The sequence below is a fragment of the Leclercia sp. M50 genome (assembly GCF_037150775.1).
Taxonomy (GTDB): domain Bacteria; phylum Pseudomonadota; class Gammaproteobacteria; order Enterobacterales; family Enterobacteriaceae; genus Enterobacter.
Map to the genome: position 1 here is coordinate 1 of NZ_JBBCPK010000085.1, position 19,433 is coordinate 19,433.

Below are 19,433 nucleotides of genomic sequence, written 5' to 3' on the forward strand. Positions count from 1 at the left end.
CATTGTCTACGCCTTCGCGCTGATCAATCTGGCCTTTGCCACCTTCATGCCGAACGAGTTCATTACCCACCTTGAAACCACCCCGGGCATGATGGTGCATATTGGCCTGTCGCTGTTCTCCTATGCCACGCTGATTATTGCCGCGCTGTACGCGCTTCAGCTGGCCTGGATTGACTACCAGCTCAAAAATAAAAAGCTGGTCTTCAGCAATGAGATGCCGCCGCTGATGACCATTGAGCGTAAGATGTTCCACATCACTCAGGTTGGCGTAGTATTGCTGACGCTCACCCTGAGCACTGGCCTGTTTTATATGCACAATCTCTTCAGCATGGAGAATATCGACAAGGCCGTGCTCTCCATCATCGCGTGGTTTGTCTATATTGTCCTGTTATGGGGCCATTATCATGAAGGCTGGCGCGGTCGCCGCGTGGTCTGGTTTAACGTGGCGGGTGCAGGCCTCCTGACCCTTGCCTATTTTGGTAGCCGCGTCATCCAGCAATTTGCCGGCTAAGTAACAAAGGAGTTCCCCCTGGAACACATCTCCACTACCACGCTGATCGTTACCCTGATCGTCATGGTGGTTATCTCCGCCTATTTCTCCGGCTCGGAGACCGGCATGATGACGCTCAACCGCTACCGGTTACGTCATCGCGCCAAACAGGGTAACCGCGCCGCTCGCCGTGTTGAAAAACTGCTGCGTAAGCCAGATCGCCTGATAAGCCTGGTGCTTATCGGCAATAACCTGGTCAACATTCTCGCCTCCGCGCTGGGCACCATTGTCGGCATGCGTCTCTACGGCAACGCCGGGGTCGCTATCGCCACCGGGGTGCTGACCTTTGTGGTGCTGGTCTTTGCCGAAGTGTTACCGAAGACCATCGCAGCCCTCTATCCTGAGAAGGTCGCCTATCCCAGCAGCTTCCTGCTGTCGCCTATGCTCGTTCTGATGATGCCGCTGGTCTGGCTGTTAAATGGTGTGACCCGGATCCTGATGCGCCTGATAGGTATCAAAGCAGATGGGGTGGTCAGCAGCGCGCTGAGCAAGGATGAACTGCGCACCATCGTGCATGAGTCACGCTCGCAAATCTCCCGCCGCAATCAGGATATGCTGCTGTCGGTGCTGGATCTGGAGAAGGTGAGCGTGGACGACATCATGGTGCCGCGCAATGAGATCGTCGGTATCGACATTAACGACGACTGGAAAGCGATTGTCCGCCAGCTGACCCACTCCCCGCATGGCCGCATCGTGCTGTACCGTGATTCGCTGGACGACACCATCAGCATGCTGCGCGTGCGTGAAGCGTATCGTCTGATGACCGAGAAAAAAGAGTTTACCAAAGAGGTGATGCTGCGTGCGGCGGATGAAATTTACTACATCCCGGAAGGGACACCGCTCAGCACCCAGCTGATTAAATTCCAGCGCAATAAAAAGAAAGTGGGTCTGGTAGTCGATGAGTATGGCGATATTCAGGGCCTGGTGACGGTGGAAGATATTCTGGAGGAGATTGTTGGCGACTTCACCACCTCCATGTCCCCTACCCTTGCCGAAGAGGTCACGCCGCAAAACGATGGCTCAGTGCTGATTGACGGCAGCGCGAACGTCCGTGAACTCAATAAAGCCTTTAACTGGCAGATGCCGGAAGAGGAAGCCCGAACCATCAACGGCATGATTCTGGAAGCGCTGGAGGAGATCCCGGCTGCAGGCACGCGGGTGCGGATTGGTCAGTACGATATTGATATCCTGGACGTGCAGGACAATATGATTAAGCAGGTTAAAGTCGTGCCGGTGAAACCGTTGCGGGAGAGCGTCGCGGAGTAAGATGTTGTAGGCCGGGTGAGGCGACGCCACCACCCGGCGCTACGGGAGGCGCATTACGCCTTTGCTTTCGCCACGGAGACCATCGCCGCGCGAATGGTACGACCGTTCAGGGTATAGCCTTTCTGCATCACCATCAGCACGTTGCCGGCAGCCACGTCCTCAGATTCCACCATCGCAATGGCCTGATGCACGTTCGGATCCATCGGCACGTTGGTATCGGCAACCACTTCCACACCGAACTTCTTCACTACGTCGAGCATGGATTTCAGCGTCAGCTCAATCCCTTCAACCATCGGTGCCATATCCGGGTTCGCTTTATCCGCTACTTCCAGCGCGCGATCCAGGCTGTCGATAACCGGCAGCAGTTCGTTGACGAATTTTTCCAGCGCAAATTTATGCGCTTTTTCAACGTCCAGCTCGGTACGGCGACGCAGGTTTTCCATTTCTGCTTTGATACGCAGGATGCCATCGCGCTCGCGGTTCTGGGCTTCAGCTAACTGCGCTTCCAGATTCGCAATTTTTTCATCGCGCGGATCCACCTGCTCAGCACCAGCCTCAGCCTCTACAGCCTCAACCTCTTCGTGCTGCTCCGTGATAATTTCTTCCGGGGCTTGCCCCTCAGGCGTTTTCTGTTCTTTACTACTCATGAATTTCTCCGCGTTTTTCTGCATTCAACTCGCTAACTTCGCTTATTATGGGGATCAGTTTCCGGGATTCAAGGGAACAAGCCACATTGTCATCATTCATTCGCACAAGGACCTTCAGAAAATGAGCAACCATTTCAAGTGTATTGGAATTGTCGGTCATCCACGTCACCCTACTGCGTTGACGACACATGAAATGCTCTATCGCTGGCTGTGCGCCAAAAATTATGACGTGATTGTGGAACAGCAAATTGCCCAGGAACTGCAGTTAAAAAACGTTAAAACCGGCACGCTGGCGGAAATTGGACAGCAGGCCGACCTGGCCGTGGTGGTCGGTGGCGACGGCAATATGCTGGGCGCCGCCCGTACCCTTGCCCGTTACGATATTAAAGTCATTGGCATCAACCGTGGCAACCTGGGCTTTTTGACCGACCTCGACCCGGATAATGCCCAGCAGCAGCTCGCCGACGTGCTGGAAGGTCACTACATCACTGAAAAACGCTTTTTACTGGAGGCTCAGGTCTGCCAGCAGGATTGCCAGAAGCGGATCAGTACTGCTATCAACGAAGTGGTGCTGCACCCGGGCAAAGTGGCGCATATGATTGAGTTTGAAGTCTATATCGACGAAATCTTTGCCTTCTCGCAGCGCTCCGATGGGCTGATCATATCGACGCCTACCGGCTCGACAGCATACTCGCTCTCGGCGGGCGGCCCGATCCTGACGCCTTCGCTGGATGCCATCACCCTGGTGCCGATGTTCCCGCATACTCTCTCAGCCCGTCCGCTGGTCATCAACAGCAGCAGCACCATTCGTCTGCGCTTTTCCCACCGCCGCAACGACCTGGAGATCAGCTGCGACAGCCAAATCGCGCTGCCTATTCAGGAAGGTGAAGATGTGCTGATCCGCCGCTGCGATTATCACCTGAATCTTATTCACCCTAAAGACTACAGCTATTTCAACACATTAAGCTCCAAGCTCGGCTGGTCGAAAAAATTGTTCTGAAATAGCATCCAGCACTTTACTGTATAAAAAACCAGATTATACTGTACACAAACACAGTTATGGTTTTTCATACAGGAAAACGTTTATGCTGGCACAACTGACCATCAGCAACTTCGCCATCGTGCGTGAGCTCGAAATTGATTTCAACAGCGGTATGACGGCTATCACCGGCGAGACCGGGGCCGGTAAATCTATTGCGATTGACGCGCTGGGGCTCTGCCTTGGCGGTCGTGCTGATGGCAGCATGGTGCGCGCCGGTGCCAGCCGCGCCGATCTGTGCGCCCGTTTTTCCCTCAAGGACACTCCCGCCGCGCTGCGCTGGCTTGAAGAAAACCAGCTTGAAGACGGACGTGAGTGCTTACTTCGCCGTGTTCTCAACAGTGATGGCCGCTCACGTGGCTTTATCAACGGTACCGCGGTGCCGCTCTCCCAGCTGCGCGAGCTGGGCCAGCTGTTAATTCAGATCCACGGCCAGCATGCCCATCAGCAGCTTATCAAACCTGAACAGCAGAAGTCGCTGCTCGACGGCTACGCCGGTGAGTCTGCGCTGATGCAGCTGATGGCTGCTCACTATCGTCAGTGGCATCAAAGCTGCCGCGAACTGGCGCTGCATCAACAGCAGAGCCAGGAGCGTGCGGCCCGCGCCGAACTGCTGGCCTATCAGCTGAAAGAGTTAAACGAATTCAGCCCCCAGGCGGGCGAGTTTGAGCAGATTGACGAAGAGTACAAGCGCCTGGCCAACAGCGGCCAGCTGCTCTCCACCAGCCAGCAGGCGCTGAATTTGCTGGCCGATGGCGAAGATGTGAATCTGCAAAGCCAGCTGTATGCCGTACGCCAGCTCGTGACCGAACTGGCCGGTATGGACAGTAAAGTCTCCGGCATGCTCGATATGCTGGAAGAGGCGGCGATTCAGATCTCCGAAGCGAGTGACGAGCTGCGCCATTACTGTGAGCGACTGGATCTGGACCCTAACCGCCTGTTTGAACTGGAACAGCGTATTTCGCGTCAGATCTCCCTCGCGCGCAAGCACCACGTTTCACCTGAAGAGTTGCCCAATTTTCACCAGTCCCTGCTTGATGAGCAGAATCAGCTCGACGATCAGGCCGACTCGCTGGAGACCCTCTCTCTGGCCGTCAGCGTCCATCATAAGCAGGCCCTAGAAACAGCGACGCAGCTGCACAACGTGCGTCAGCGCTACGCTCAGGAGCTCAGCCAGCACATCACCGAGAGCATGCATCTGCTGTCGATGCCCCACGGCGTCTTCACCATTGATGTCAAGTTCGAAGCCAACCATCTGACGGCTGAAGGCGCAGACCGCATTGAATTCCGGGTCACCACCAACCCGGGGCAACCGCTGCAGCCTATCTCCCGGGTCGCATCGGGCGGTGAGCTGTCGCGTATTGCCCTGGCGATTCAGGTGATCACCGCGAAGAAAATGGAAACCCCGGCGCTGATCTTCGATGAAGTGGACGTTGGTATCAGCGGCCCGACCGCGGCGGTGGTTGGTAAACTGCTGCGTCAGCTTGGCGAGTCCACCCAGGTAATGTGTGTGACCCACCTGCCGCAGGTTGCTGGCTGTGGCCACCATCACTTCTTTGTCAGCAAAGAGACCGATGGCGAGATGACCGAAACGCATATGCAGCCGCTGGACAAGCGCGCCCGTCTGCAGGAGCTGGCGCGTCTGCTGGGCGGCAGCGAAGTCACCCGTAATACGCTGGCGAATGCGAAAGAACTGCTGGCTGCCTAAACTTTTTCGGTATCTCAGGGTCATACAGAACAATAAAAACGCCGACAGACCGGCCGCCAGAGGTTTTAATGTGGTGAAAGGTCTATTATCATCGGCATATTACATATGAGCCGTCGCGTATTGCCCGGGCCCGAAAAGGAATCAAATCACTATGCGCTGTAAAACGCTGACCGCTGCCGCAGCGGTTCTTCTGATGATGACCGCAGGCTGCTCCACGCTGGAAAAAGTGGTTTACCGCCCTGACATCAACCAGGGGAACTATCTCGCACCTAACGATGTGTCTAAAATTCGCGTCGGCATGACGCAACAGCAGGTCGCTTATGCCCTGGGCACACCGATGATGTCCGATCCATTCGGCACCAACACCTGGTTCTACGTCTTCCGCCAGCAACCGGGCCACGAAAACGTGTCGCAGCAGACCCTGACGCTGACCTTCAACAGCAGCGGCGTTCTGACCAATATCGACAACAAACCAGCGCTCACCGACAAATAAGGTTTCAGAAATGCAAAAGGTGCTCATTGAGCACCTTTTTTGTTTTCTCTCGCTGCCTGTAAACCCGGAAAGCGCAGCGCCGCCGGGGAAACCCCGCTTATTTAGCCGCTTTCTCCGCACGCTGACGGCGTAGCTCCTTCGGATCGGCAATCAGCGGACGGTAAATCTCGACCCGATCGCCATCTTTCAGGGTATCGGTTAGCTTCACCGGACGGCTGTAAATACCGACTTTGTTTTTCGCCAGATCGATATCGCTTCGCAAGGTCAGCAGGCCAGAAGCATGGATCGCCTCTTCAACGGTCGCGCCCTCTTCCAGCGTAACGCGCTGCAGATACTGCTTTTCCGGCAACGCGTAAGCCACTTCCACCACGATCTCAGGCTGCACTGTAGACCTCTTTGGCGCGCACGGTGAACGCCTGAACCATATTGGCCGCCAGCTCTTTAAATATGCGGCCAAACGCCAGCTCAATCAGGGCGTTGGTAAACTCGAAGTCGAGATGGAATTCGATCCGGCAGGCATCGGCACTCAGCGGAACGAACTTCCATCCACCCATCAGTTTTTTGAAGGGACCATCCACCAGATGCATCAGAATACTCTGGTTATTGGTCAGCGTGTTACGGGTAGTGAACGTTTTGCTGATCCCGGCCTTGGAGACATCCACTGCCGCCGTCATTTGCGTCGGGCCTGACTCCAGCACGCGGCTCCCGGTGCACCCCGGGATAAACTGCGGATATGACTGTACGTCATTCACTAACTGGTACATCTGTTCCACACTGTAAGGGACAAGCGCAGTACGACTAATCTGAGGCATAACATTTTTCCTGATCAAACAACCAACAAATAATAACATTTATCACCTGTTAAAAAAACGCTGAGCCTTATCTCATGCTAATATAGCGCGTTAGACCTCACAGGACGCAATGAGGTGACTTTTTGACATCAGATTACCTACGGCTTTACGACACTTATGACGAAGAAAAAAGCACATAAACCTGGCTCGGCAACCATTGCGCTCAACAAGCGTGCCCGCCACGAGTATTTCATCGAAGAAGAATTCGAAGCTGGCCTTGCGCTGCAGGGCTGGGAAGTTAAATCGCTGCGCGCGGGTAAAGCCAACATCGGTGACAGCTACGTGATCTTTAAGGATGGCGAAGCCTTTCTGTTTGGAGCGAACTTTCAGCCGCTGACGGTCGCCTCTTCTCACTATGTTTGCGATCCGACCCGCACCCGTAAGCTGCTGCTGAACAAACGTGAGCTGGATTCGCTCTTCGGGCGTATCAACCGCGAAGGTTACACCGTGCTCGCCCTGTCGCTGTACTGGAAGAACGCCTGGTGCAAAGTGAAAATCGGCGTGGCGAAAGGTAAGAAGCAGCACGACAAGCGTAACGATGTGAAAGATCGCGAGTGGCAGGTCGATAAAGCGCGCATCATGAAGCACGCAGGCCGTTAATTTCCGGATACTTATTGAGCGATTCAATAAGTTAGCGTTCCGGGGTGGTAACCGGTCTGCAAATTCTGGTATACTTGTTGTAACACTATTGGGGCTGATTCTGGATTCGACGGGATTTGCGAAACCCAAGGTGCATGCCGAGGGGCGGTTTGCCTCGTAAAAAGCCGCAAAAAAATAGTCGCAAACGACGAAAACTACGCTTTAGCAGCTTAATAACCTGCTAAGAGCCCTCTCTCCCTAGCTTCCGCTCTTAAGACGGGGATCAAAGAGAGGTCAAACCCAAAAGAGATCGCGTGGAGGCCCTGCCTGGGGTTGAAGCGTTAAAACTAATCAGGCTAGTTTGTCAGTGGCGTGTCCGTCCGCAGCTGGCCAGCGAATGTAAAGACTGACTAAGCATGTAGTACCGAGGATGTAGAAATTTCGGACGCGGGTTCAACTCCCGCCAGCTCCACCAAACATTCATTCATGATGCATCATGAACCTTAAAAAAGCCTGTAACTTCAACGAGTTGCAGGCTTTTTTGTTGCATGTGTGGTCATGATCTCTGTATGAATCTTGACCTTTTGGCACCATGTTTAGCACCACGGTATCGTGGGGCTAAAAAAGCGTGGTGCTAAAACATGCCTAAGCAACTGAAACCCTTAACAAATGTGGAGATCGCTGGCGCGAAGCCCCGTAGCACGGACTATGAGCTACGGGACGGTGAAGGCCTGTACTTGCTGGTTAAGACTTCAGGGAGGAAGGCTTGGCATTTCGAGTATTATCATCCCGTCACCAAAAAGCGCACCAAAACCAGCCTTGGCCCTTACCCGGTCGTTACACTGGCCATGGCTCGCGAAACTCGCACGTAATACAGACGACTGCTCTGGCAGGGCATCGATCCCCGTCAACATTTAGCAGGGATAGCTGAAGAAAAACGCATCCAGAATGAATGCACGCTGGAAAAAGTTGCGGAACAGTGGCTCAAAGAGAAGAAACGGACCAGCGATCTTAGCGAAGATCACGCCAAAGATGTCTGGCGCTCGTTGGAGATGCACGTCTTCCCTTCTCTGGGTAACACGCCCGTCACCGAGATCCGCCCGAAGATGCTCAAGGAGCACCTCACACCTCTGGAAGAACAAGGCATCCTCGAAACACTGCGACGAGTCATTTCGCGGCTTAATGAAATCTTCCGCTTCGCCATCTCCGAAGAGCTCATCGAGTTCAATCCGGCTGACAACCTGGTCGCCCGCTTCAAAAAACCGAAAAAGCAGAACATGCCCGCCCTCCACCCCAGCGAGCTGGGCAGGCTGATGCTGGCGCTACAGAACGCCTCTATCCGCAAAGAAACCCGCTGCCTTATCGAATGGGAGCTACTGACCTGGGTTCGCCCCGGCGAAGCCGTTAGCGCCCGCTGGTGCGACATCGATATGAAAAAAGCGGAATGGCGCATCCCCGACACCTTTATGAAGATGAACCGTTCGCACACGGTGCCGCTCAGCAAACAGGCGCTGCGCGTTCTTCAGATAATGGAGCCGGTTAGCCGCCATCGCCCATGGGTGTTCCCCAGCATCCGCAAACCACTGGAGCATATGCACCAGCAGACCGCAAACGCCGCGCTTATCCGCATGGGGTTTGGCGGCGAGCTGGTCGCCCACGGCATGCACAGCATCGCCAGAACGGCGGGAGCAGGCCATTTTCCCCGTGAAGTCCTGGAATCTGCACTGGCGCACCAGAAAGAAGACGAGATCGAAGCGGCCTACAACCGCAGCGATTACCTGGAACAAAGGCGACCGCTCATGCAGTGGTGGGGAAACTACGTTGATGCCGCCAGACGGCAGGCATTGCTCGGCGAAGAAGAACCGCTGCGGACCGTAGAAGGAGAATAATGTGACCAGCCCCATTCGTCAGAATCTGTTTGAACGGGAATGCGATATGCCGCTGCTGGAAGCGCGGCATCTCGCCCTTCTGCTTCTCGGCCTCGATGCTTCCCAACCGGCAAACGCCCTGCCGGAAGAACATCAGGAAAATTACCGTATCCTGCACGACGCCATCAGCCGCACCATCAAAGCAACGGGCATGGTCAGCGCCCCGGCGAACAAACGCATGTTCTATGCCGATGAAATGTTTGCCCTGGCCTGGCGGCTTATTGATGACGAACTTACGCCGCCAGAAATTAAGGCCCGCAGCCTGAAGGCAGTGATGAAACTGTCACGCAACAGCCGTGGCCGCAAGTGGCTGAAGACGCTCGGTGACGACGCGCTACCAGATCTCACTACTTCAGCACAACCTTCCCAGCGTGGGATGCATAAACGCGACAAAGCGCGGGAGAATACTGCCAGGCTCTGCTGGCTACTGGTTCAGCTTCTGGTTGAGGAGACTGACGGGCGTTATGGGACGTCTGATAAACCGGCTTCGGATAGGATACTTCGAAAGCTGAGAGCGCTAGCGCAGGAGCGGGAATTGCCGTCAGACGGGCTTGGGCGAGGGACGTTTTATGAGGTGTTGAAAATGGGACGAGAGAAGGAGAAGTAGGTATATACTTCTTGAACAGGGACTGAAATTTGAAGAAGGAAATCTTAACTTCTTATACTATGCTGAGATTCGCAGAGGAACTTTAGAAATACTTTTCTCTTGTGGGGTTCAACCCATATTAGAAGACATGGATATCATCAAAAAATTGAGGGGTAGTTGAGTATGGATCCAATATCAGTTACAACAGTATCAATTTATGTCGCAACAAAATTTATTGATCAGTTCATTGCAGAAGAAGGTTACGGATGGTTAAAAAAGAAATTATTCCCCAAAAACAACTATGTTAACCAACTCTATAGAATAATTGAAGAAACGGCTATTGAATTCGAAAAAAAATTCCCCATCGATAGTATAAAAATTCCATTTTACCAATCTCAACTATTGTTTGAAACATTGAATGAGCATATTTTATTCAAAGAATTACCAGATAAAGATTATTTGTTGCAAAAATTCAGTGAATATCCAAATGTCATCCCACCAACTCAAGAACAACTTGAAACTTTCTATAAAATTTTTTTACTAAAAATAAACAACTGTAAAGAATTAAAAAAACTCCACATTGAGGAGACTTATAAAGATAAGATATTCGATGTAAGCAATAAGATCATTCAGATAAAACTTTTGCTGCAATCATTTGATGAAAAGTTTACTTTTCACTTAAACGATAATTGGTTAAATAATAAAAATAGAGAAGCTATAGCTGATTTAGGAGGACGTTACACACCCGAACTAAATTTAAAATTAGAGATCGCAGATATCTTCGAAGGGCTTGGGAAAACTAACAAATTTTCCAAAATATTTTACGAACATATCGATAATTTCTTGATCAAAGGAAACAATCTTCGAAACTGCGATGAAATACGTGAGCAGTTAGCTTTGATTTCTAAAGCCTTAACAGACACCTCAATTCTGTTTCTAAAAATTGATTTTCACGAATCCAAAAGCATTCCAATCAATAAATTTAATGAATATATCTCAAATTGTCAAAAATACATTTCTGAGGCGGAGTCGACACTATGGAAAATCAAGGAAAAGGAAAATCCGGATAAGACAACAAGTTTTAGCGATAAGTATTCATCAATTTTGAGAGACTTAAGAGAATTTTATTATGAGTGTGACACTTTATATACATTTCTCAATTCTATAACGGTAAAATTATCGAATAACCCATTTCTGCTCCTTGAAGGAGAAGCTGGGATTGGTAAGTCTCATTTGCTTGCTGATATCATCGAATCAAGAATTCAAACAGGATATCCATCTCTATTTTTATTAGGGCAGCAACTTACAACTGATGAATCCCCTTGGGTGCAAATTTTAAAAAGGCTACAGCTAAACACTGTATCCTCAGAATTTCTTGAAAAGCTAAATCTCTATGGTGAAAAACAAGGGAAAAGATTCCTGATATTTATTGATGCAATAAATGAAGGGAATGGTAACATTTTTTGGGAAGATAACATCAATAGCTTCGTTGATGAAATAAGAAGTTTTAAATGGCTTGGCCTTATAATATCAGTCAGATCAACATATAAAGATATTACTATCTCAAACGAACGGATCTCTCGTAATAATTTTGAAATTTATGAACACTTGGGTTTTAAGAATAAAGAGATGGAAGCTGTTAACTTATTTTATGATAATTATAATATAGAAAGACCATCATCACCTAATTTAAATCCAGAGTTTAAAAACCCTTTATTTCTTAAGTTACTATGCGAGGGGATAAAGAAAAGTGGTCTGAAAAAAGTCCCTGTAGGATTTCATGGGATTTCTAAGATCTTAAGTTTTTTTGTTGAAGGCGTAAATAAGTCACTATCCTCTCACAAAAGATATAATTTCGATCCTAGTTTCCCATTAGTTAGTGATGCTCTCAATAAATTAATTAAAGTTAAACTAGCTAATGGCAGAAATAGTATTGCTCTTAAGGATGCTCATACAACTGTCCAGTCTGTTGTTAAAGACTATGTGAACGATAAAACATTTCTCAGCTCTATGATAGATGAAGGAATACTGACCAAAGGTATCGTTCGCAATGAAGACAACTCTGTTGAAGAGGTCGTTTATATATCCTTTGAAAGATTTGATGATCATTTAACAGTTAACTATTTATTAAATGGTGTTGATAATATTGAAGATGAATTTAAAACAGGAGGTTCTCTTCAAAAATACTTCAATGATGAATACAGTTTTTATCGCAATCAAGGAATCATTGAGGCTTTATCTATTCAATCACCAGAAAAATATGGAAAAGAAATTTATGAATTACTGCCTAATTACAGTGACAATTATAATTTAGTGACTGCTTTTATCGATAGCTTAGTTTGGAGGGATTCCGCAGCAATTGATTTTGAAAAAATTAAGCCTTTTGTAAACAAGCAAGTACTCGGTTTCGATAATAGTTTTAGTCATTTTCTTGAGACGCTAATATCTATTTCTGGATTAGAAGAACATCCTTTCAATGCTAATTTCTTACATAACTGGCTATTACAGCATTCTTTACCAAATCGAGATGCCTTTTGGACTACTGCGTTAAAATATAGATATAGTGAAGACTCAGCATTTAAAAATTTGATTGACTGGGCATGGAGTGGGACTGATAAAAGCTATATATCAGATGATTCGATAGAGTTAGTTGCAACCACTCTATGCTGGTTTTTAACTTCAACTAATAGAGAGCTAAGGGATTGTACAACTAAAGCATTGGTTAATTTGTTAGAGGAACGTATCTCCGTTTTAATTAGGATAATCAATAAATTCGATGGAATAAATGATCCATATGTTTGGGAGAGAGTGTTTGCTGTAGCCCTAGGTTGCACATTGCGAACAAAGAATCATAATAAGCTAAGTCAATTGGCAGAGACAGTTTTTGCCAAAGTGTTTCAACCTAAATATGTGTATCCACATATTCTATTACGAGACTATGCGAGAGAGATTATAGAGTATGTTTCACATCTTCAATTGATACCGGAAGGACTCGACCTATCCAAAACTAAGCCGCCATACAAAAGTAAATGGCCTGAAAATATACCAACCAAAGAAGAACTTCAATCACTTTATAAAAAGGATGGGTATTGGTCACTTTGGGGATCCATAATGGGTGGAGGAGATTTTTCTAGATATACTATTGGAACAAATCATAATCACTCAAATTGGTCTGGTTGTAAATTTGGTGAAACTCCTATTAATCGCAAAAAAATTTTTAACGATTTTCTAGGTCAATTGTCAGACGAACAAAAAGCGCTCTACGACTCTACAGACCCTATTATTTACGATAAAAATTATAAAAGCATTTCATTCGGTAATACACTTATTAAATATGGTGTAGCAATAGGTAGAAAGAGTGAGGAGGAAGTTCTTTCCCATAAATCCGTGTTCAAGAAATCATAGTCAGAGGACTTATTAGCTACATTTGAAAGAGACATAGAAAAATATTTAGATCACAATAATAATCTGCTCGAAACCGATAAATATTTTGATCTAAGAATTGCTGAACGCATGATTTTTAATCGTGTTATTAACCTTGGTTGGGATCCAAAACTTCATGGTGATTTTGATAAGCAGGTAGGCTCTGGGCGCGGACGAAGAGAATCGTTACAAGAGCGAATTGGGAAAAAATATCAATGGATTTCTTACTATGAATATATGGCAATGCTTTCTGATAATTTTATTCGTTTTGATGGGTATGGAGATGAACGCAAAGAAAATCCTTATCAAGGACCTTGGGATCCATATGTAAGAGATATAGATCCAACCATTTTAATCAAAAATACAGGAACAAAAGAGTTAACCCAACAAGAAATGTGGTGGGATACTAAAGAAGTATTTGATTGGGATTGTACTTTTCAAGAATGGGTTAGCAATCCTTCCACGATAAGTAATCCATATGGACTGATTGAAGTCAATGACAACAATGGTACTGAATGGTTGATATTAGAAAGCTATCCCTCATGGAAAGAACCTAAAACTATCGGTAATGAAGAGTGGGGGCATCCTCGAAAGGAAGTTTGGTGTCAAATCAGAGGATATTTAGTTAGAACAACAGAATTAAATGCTCTTAAAAATTGGGCAGAAAACCAACACTACATGGGCAGGTGGATGCCAGAAGGAAGCAATAGGTATCAATTATTTAATAGAGAGTATTATTGGTCTGAAGCATTCCATTATTTTAAATCAGATTATTATGGCAGTTTAGATTGGAGTTCTGTAACAGATCAAGATTCTGGAGCTAAAATTGCTGATGTAAGCGTCACATCGATCAATTATTTATGGGAAGAAGAGTTCGATAAATCAAAAACAGATACTTTAAGTTTCCTCAAACCAACTAGTTTAATTTTCGACAAGATGGGCCTCAAAGATGGTAAATATGAAGGTAGTTATGAGGATAAATATGGAAGTATAGTTTGTTTCGCCACTGAAGCTTTAAATAACTCAAAAGCACATTTGTTAATTAAGAAAGAGCCGTTCTTAAAAATGTTGAATGAAAATAATCTAGAAATAGTGTGGACGCTTCTTGGTGAAAAAGGTGTTATCGGTGGGTCCTTAAGTTCAACTCACCAGTATGGTCGTATAGAATTCAGTGGTTTTTTTTCTTACGACGATGGAAAACTGACTGGAGCAAACAAAATATATTCATCTTGATATTTCCTTTAACTTGAAATTGTAGCACAGATAGAGACCTATTTGTGCTGCTAACTAATTCACGACATTCTCATTATCAAATTTTTATCAATGATTTAGCTTTTAGCTTAACGTTAATGGAGTTTTTGTAGTAGTGCATTGCCATCCGTTAACCTCTGAACATCAACTCCCAATAAGAATCATAGGAATTAAAACTTTCAATTTCAGTAAGTTAACTAAATTCTATTGATTTTGACAGCCAATTAATTCTTCTCGGACTAATTATTTTTTATCCGGATTCCCATTTTTCACCCGGACCTATACCTCCCCTCCCCGTTCCACGCTATAACCGCTCCGATACTCTGTTCCCGTGAGGTGCAATCATGAAAACCCGTGCTGACAATAACGATGCTTTTCCCGAAAGCGGCAATGTGCGTATGCGGCAGGTGGTCCAGTTTCTGGCGATGAGCGAATCGTCGGTTTACCGCCTGATTAAAAACACCGACTTTCCCCGCCCCGTCCACCTCTCTTCCCGACTGGTGGTCTTCGATGCTGCGGAAATCCGTCAGTGGCAACAGCGCCGCGACGCCATCCGTTAATCCACGCTCAGGGATGAGCCGACTGATACCCCATCATGAAACGCGCCCCCTATCTCAACAGGCAGTCCCCCGACCGCACCCTCGAAGTGGTGATCCTCGCCGGGAGCCTGGCATGGGAGACCTCACGCGTGTGGCGAAAAGATCCCGACCGGGAAGACAATATTCCTCCGGTGGTGCTCGGCCCGGATGAACTGGCCGAACTGGACAACCTGACCATCATCAGGCCTGACACGCTCTACGTCCGGGTGCTTCGTACCGGCGATATCCTCGAAGAAGATCTGCTGAAAATTGCCGTAAAACTGGCGCACGCAAATGTACAGATGGCCCGGCTGATGAGCCCCGACGGTGAGTTAGTGGAAAACTGGAGCGGTCAGCTTGAACGTCTGCGACAGGAAAGGCCCTCTGACATCCTGCCGGAGCACTTCCGCCTCGATGAAGAAGCGCTGTGGTTTGACAAGCTCACCGAACGGCGCGACGGCGAAAGCGACGTCCAGCCCCAGCGCATCTGCTCCCCGCTGCGCGTCACCGCCATCACCTGCGACAGCCATGACGGCAGCTATGGCCGCCTGCTGGAATGGCACACCACCACCGGGCAGTTACGGCGCTGGGCCATGCCGATGGCAATGCTCAGCGGCAACGGCGAGGAGCTGCGGCGCATTCTGCTGGAAAACGGCCTAACCTACATCTCCACCCGCCCCGCCCTGCGTAGCCTGTTATGTGAGTACATTTCGCGGTCACTCCCCGGACGCCGGGTCACCTGCGTGGAGAAAACCGGCTGGCACAACGGCGTGTATGTGCTGCCGGATGAAGTTATTGGTCCGGGTGGCGACAACATCATTCTCCAGGGCAGCCACTACCTTACCGGCGGCTTTGCGCAGGCAGGGACGCTGGCAGAATGGCAGGTGCAGGTCGCCGCACTCTGTGCAGGCAACTCGCGGCTGGTCTTTGCCGTCTGCTGTGCGCTGGCCGCCCCGCTGCTGCGCCTGACCGGAACGGGCGGCGGAGGCTTTCATCTGCGCGGTGAGTCCACTGACGGTAAGACCACGGTGATGAAAGTGGCCGCTTCCGTCTGTGGCGGCACGGATTACTGGCACTCCTGGCGGGCCACCGGTAATGCGCTGGAGGGAATTGCCAGCCGCCACAACGATGCCCTGCTGCCGCTCGATGAACTGCGCGAAGTGGACCCACGGGAAGCCGGGATGATTGCCTATATGCTGGCGAACGGCCAGGGCAAGGGGCGCGCCCGCACCGACGGCGAAGTGCGTAACCGCAGGCACTGGACGCTGCTGCTGTTCTCCACCGGGGAGCTGTCGCTGGCAGAACATACCGAACGCGCCGGGGAGCGCCTCTACGCTGGAATGGACGTGCGCATGGTACAAATCCCCAGCGACACCGGACAGCATGGCGCGTTTGAGCAGTTGCACGGCTTTGCCAGCGGCCAGCAGTTCGCCGATACCCTCTGCGACCGGGTGGCCCGCTTCCACGGCACCGCCTTTCGTGCCTGGCTGACCTTCCTCACCGGCGACCTGGACGCCAGCACCACGCTGGCAAGAGAGTTACTTCACCGCTACCAGACCGCCCTGATGCCAGAGCATGCAGGAAACCAGGTGCAGCGCATCGTGGCCCGTTTTGCCCTGCTGGCGGTGGCCGGAGAGATGGCGACGCTGCAGGGTATCACGGGCTGGCAGGAAGGCACGGCGTATGAGGCGGTGCAGATCTGCCTGCACGCCTGGCTGAACGAACGCGGCCATATCGCCAACCAGGAGGATGAAGGCGTGCTGGCGCAGATCAAGCGGTTCATCACCGCGCACCAGTACAGCCGCTTTGCCTCGTGGGATGGCCCGGACCGCCCGCTGAATATGGTGGGCTTTCGCCGGGTGGAAAAAGATCCGATGACGGGCGAGGAATACACACTGTTTCACATCCTGCCGGAGGGCTGGCGTGAAATGTGCCGGGGATTCAGTCCCGCCAGAGCGGCGAGATTATGCCAGGAAGCAGAATGCCTGCTGCCCGGCAGCGAAGGGAAATACCAGTCGCAGGTTCGCCTGCCGGAGATCGGCAAAGCCAGGGTCTACCGGCTCACCTCCTGCATCCTCAGTATCTGAGTGCCATCTCGCGTGTCTTAAATAAAGGTGATACAGAGTGGGACAAGGGGTACACGCAGAGCTGGCGCGGGTTTCAGCGTCCCACATTACAGTATTTGGTTTAAAAAAGTGGTACAGGGTGGGACAGCCGTTGCTGATTCTGTCCCACTTTTCAAGCTGGCATTTTTCAAGTGATACAGCGCAAAGCCACGGCTGGCGCGGTTGTACCACTTGTCCCACCTGTACCATATCAATAACAGAAGAAATGAAAATGTCGAAAAGGGACAGAAAAGGTAAAGGCTGAAAGGAAGGGAGAATAAGGGGAACGGGCCTGCCCTTTAAGGATAAAAATCCGGGCGGTGCCAGCCAGTAGGCAGAATGTTAAAACCCATGCAGTCTGGTAAATGATAAATACAGATTAACCCACTTAGTAATACTGGTAGCCTCCCCTTTACCACCGTCTCCTCACTTCACATTATTTGTCCATAAAAGGCATTTACATCTCCCTTTTCTTCTGTGACCATCGCACGATGGATTATCCCTAATCTAAATAAGGTCTTGTTATGGATAACTGGTCAGCGCTTTTTGACGGACAGACCCGATACTTTCTGGATATTTTTGACAGTACAGTGAAGCCGGATGTTTTGCGCTTTCGCGGCAGGGAAGCCCTGAGCGAACCATTCATATGGGACATTGAATTCACCTCCCTGCATGCGAACATTCCCCCGGAACAGGTGCTGATGAAATATGCCTCTTTCCGGATGCGGAGCGGTAAAAATGTCCACGGCATTGTGACCCGCCTGGAATGGCTGTCCACATCAAAAGACCAGTCCCACTACCGGCTCACTCTCAGTTCCCGCCTGGCGCTCCTGGGATACACCCGGCAGTGCGCCGTATTTCAGAATCAGTCCGTCCCTGAAGTGGTGGAGCAGGTACTGCGTAAGCACGGGCTGGAGGGACCTGATTTTGAATTCAGGCTGGAGCGCACCTGCCCGCCGCGTGAAATTATCACCCAGTGGCGGGAAACGGATTTACAGTTCATTCAGCGCATTCTGTCTGAGGTGGGGATTTACTGGCGCACGATGATGGACGATGTGCGCGGTCTGGATACGTACATTTTTGCCGACAGCCAGCTGAACTATCAGTTTGATGTTCGTCTGCCGTACCGCGAGCCATCGGGTCTGTTCGACGGCGCGGCAGAATCGGTCTGGAATGCGCGGACCTGGCACACCATCGCCACCGACACCGTCGCAACGCGGGATTATAACTACCGGACAGCCAGCACGCCGATGGATGCAATGGTCAGCGTGCGCAGTGATGCGGTCACCACCGGGGAGCACTACCGCTACGCAGCGCCTTACCGTGACGCAGGTAATGACGCCAGCCCGGAGCCGGAAACCGAATCCGGCGCGTTCTATGCCCGACTTCATCATGAGCGGGAGCTCAATAAATCAGTCCGCATTCATCTGTTCAGCAACGCCTCACACCTTGCGCCCGGACAGGTGCTGGAGCCTCAGGGTGATGTCATTACGGCCCTGAAGGAAGGCGTTATCCTCACGCTGGTGAGCTTCCGGGGTGGGCGTGATTCCCGCCTGCATGTGTCGGCCTGGGGCATGCCCTACACCGAGCGTTACTGTTTCCGCCCGGCGGAAATCCCGCGTCCGGAAATTCACGGCACGCTTCCGGCCCGGGTTGAGAGCCGGGAAAAGAACAATATCTACGCCCATCTGGACGACCAGGGTCGCTACCGGGTCAGGCTGAACTTTGACCGGGAAGAGAGCGAACCGGGCTACGCGTATCTGTGGCTGCGGATGGCGAAACCGTACTCTGGTGATACATACGGCTGGCACACCCCGCTTACCGACGGGACCGAAGTGGCGATTGCGTACAGCAAGGGCGATATCGACCTGCCGTATATCTCCCACGCCCTGCACGATTCTGAACATCCCGACATCGTTAATCGCGACAACTGCAGCCAGAACATTCTGCGCACCGCCGCTGAAAATGAGCTGCGGATGGAGGACCGCCGCGGTGAGGAGCATATCGCGCTGATGACGCCATATGGCGCAACGCAGTTGAATACCGGGCATCTGGTGGATGCGCAGGACAAACCGCGCGGCACCGGTACGGAACTGCGCACCGATGAGCACGGCATTATCCGTGCCGGAAAGGGGCTGTTTGTCAGTGCGGATATGCAGGCAAAGGCACAGGGTGAAGTGCTGGATATGAGCGCTGCGCTGAAGGAAATCGACCGGCTCAACCAGCAGCTACAGCAGCTGGAAATCGCGGCGGAGCAGGCGCAGGCGCTGAAGGCGGATGTTGACAGCCAGATACGGATGTTTGAGCAGCGGCTGAAGCCTCTCAATGAGGCGCTGCTGATGTCCGCCCCGGAAGGGATGGCGCTGACCAGCGGTGAGCATCTGCAAATGACGGCCACGAAAAATGTCGTCATCAACGCCGGGGGGGAT

General features: G+C 50.4%; 15 protein-coding genes, 1 other RNA gene and 1 pseudogene. 14 read left to right on the plus strand and 3 right to left on the minus strand.

All coding sequences use genetic code 11. The features are described from left to right. On the plus strand, positions 1-511 hold a 511-nt coding region (locus WFM46_RS18285; RefSeq protein ID WP_336998189.1), incomplete at its 5' end, for a cytochrome C assembly family protein. Positions 512-529: 18 nt separating this feature from the next. Continuing rightward, positions 530-1,816, plus strand: coding sequence for an HlyC/CorC family transporter (locus WFM46_RS18290; RefSeq protein WP_156655048.1), 1,287 nt, complete (start codon positions 530-532; stop codon positions 1,814-1,816). Between the two features lie 53 nt (positions 1,817-1,869). On the opposite strand, the gene grpE is transcribed toward WFM46_RS18290, so the two are convergent. Further along, positions 1,870-2,463 carry a nucleotide exchange factor GrpE gene (grpE, locus tag WFM46_RS18295; RefSeq protein ID WP_139157085.1) on the minus strand — a complete coding sequence of 198 codons (594 nt, stop codon included), beginning with the start codon at positions 2,461-2,463 and terminating at the stop codon, positions 1,870-1,872. A gap of 121 nt (positions 2,464-2,584) precedes the next feature. Here grpE and nadK point away from each other — a divergent pair, with 121 nt between their 5' ends. The 3 genes from nadK (at position 2,585) to bamE (ending at position 5,703) form a co-directional block, all read left to right on the plus strand. Beyond that, positions 2,585-3,463 carry an NAD(+) kinase gene (gene nadK / locus WFM46_RS18300; RefSeq protein ID WP_103180790.1) on the plus strand — a complete coding sequence of 293 codons (879 nt, stop codon included), beginning with the start codon at positions 2,585-2,587 and terminating at the stop codon, positions 3,461-3,463. A gap of 85 nt (positions 3,464-3,548) precedes the next feature. After that, positions 3,549-5,210, plus strand: a complete 1,662-nt coding sequence (gene recN / locus WFM46_RS18305; protein WP_114317036.1) for a DNA repair protein RecN — start codon at positions 3,549-3,551, stop codon at positions 5,208-5,210. Between the two features lie 151 nt (positions 5,211-5,361). Then, positions 5,362-5,703 (plus strand): outer membrane protein assembly factor BamE, encoded by a 342-nt coding sequence (gene bamE / locus WFM46_RS18310; protein WP_103180792.1) that lies wholly within the window; start codon positions 5,362-5,364, stop codon positions 5,701-5,703. A gap of 97 nt (positions 5,704-5,800) precedes the next feature. Here bamE and WFM46_RS18315 read toward each other — a convergent pair whose 3' ends face one another. Further along, positions 5,801-6,088: an RnfH family protein gene (locus tag WFM46_RS18315; protein ID WP_168194457.1), complete on the minus strand. Its 288-nt coding sequence runs from the start codon at positions 6,086-6,088 to the stop codon at positions 5,801-5,803. Then, positions 6,078-6,515, minus strand: a complete 438-nt coding sequence (locus WFM46_RS18320) for a type II toxin-antitoxin system RatA family toxin (RefSeq protein ID WP_197080107.1) — start codon at positions 6,513-6,515, stop codon at positions 6,078-6,080. The genes WFM46_RS18315 and WFM46_RS18320 overlap by 11 nt, the downstream gene beginning before the upstream one ends. A gap of 156 nt (positions 6,516-6,671) precedes the next feature. On the opposite strand from WFM46_RS18320, the gene smpB reads away from it, so the two are divergent. From smpB to WFM46_RS18365, 9 genes and pseudogenes are all read left to right on the plus strand, one after another. Beyond that, positions 6,672-7,154, plus strand: coding sequence for an SsrA-binding protein SmpB (gene smpB, locus WFM46_RS18325; RefSeq protein WP_103180795.1), 483 nt, complete (start codon positions 6,672-6,674; stop codon positions 7,152-7,154). A gap of 90 nt (positions 7,155-7,244) precedes the next feature. Beyond that, positions 7,245-7,608, plus strand: a transfer-messenger RNA (tmRNA) gene (ssrA, locus tag WFM46_RS18330). A gap of 166 nt (positions 7,609-7,774) precedes the next feature. Beyond that, positions 7,775-9,022 (plus strand): annotated as a pseudogene (locus tag WFM46_RS18335) (integrase domain-containing protein). 1 nt (position 9,023) lies between these two features. Beyond that, a complete protein-coding gene (locus WFM46_RS18340) occupies positions 9,024-9,668 on the plus strand; it encodes a hypothetical protein (RefSeq protein ID WP_015958821.1) in 645 nt (214 codons plus the stop codon). Between the two features lie 162 nt (positions 9,669-9,830). Next, entirely contained in the window at positions 9,831-13,052 is a 3,222-nt protein-coding gene (avs2, locus tag WFM46_RS18345) for an AVAST type 2 anti-phage system protein Avs2 (RefSeq protein ID WP_336998190.1), read from the plus strand. Between the two features lie 108 nt (positions 13,053-13,160). Further along, positions 13,161-14,303 (plus strand): hypothetical protein, encoded by a 1,143-nt coding sequence (locus tag WFM46_RS18350; RefSeq protein WP_336998191.1) that lies wholly within the window; start codon positions 13,161-13,163, stop codon positions 14,301-14,303. A 362-nt stretch (positions 14,304-14,665) separates the two neighbouring features. Continuing rightward, a complete protein-coding gene (locus WFM46_RS18355; protein ID WP_048226707.1) occupies positions 14,666-14,881 on the plus strand; it encodes an AlpA family transcriptional regulator in 216 nt (71 codons plus the stop codon). 35 nt (positions 14,882-14,916) lie between these two features. After that, positions 14,917-16,986 (plus strand): DUF927 domain-containing protein, encoded by a 2,070-nt coding sequence (locus WFM46_RS18360; protein WP_336998192.1) that lies wholly within the window; start codon positions 14,917-14,919, stop codon positions 16,984-16,986. A gap of 542 nt (positions 16,987-17,528) precedes the next feature. Beyond that, positions 17,529-19,433, plus strand: a 1,905-nt coding sequence (locus WFM46_RS18365; protein ID WP_336998193.1) for a type VI secretion system Vgr family protein, incomplete at its 3' end; no start/stop codon positions are given.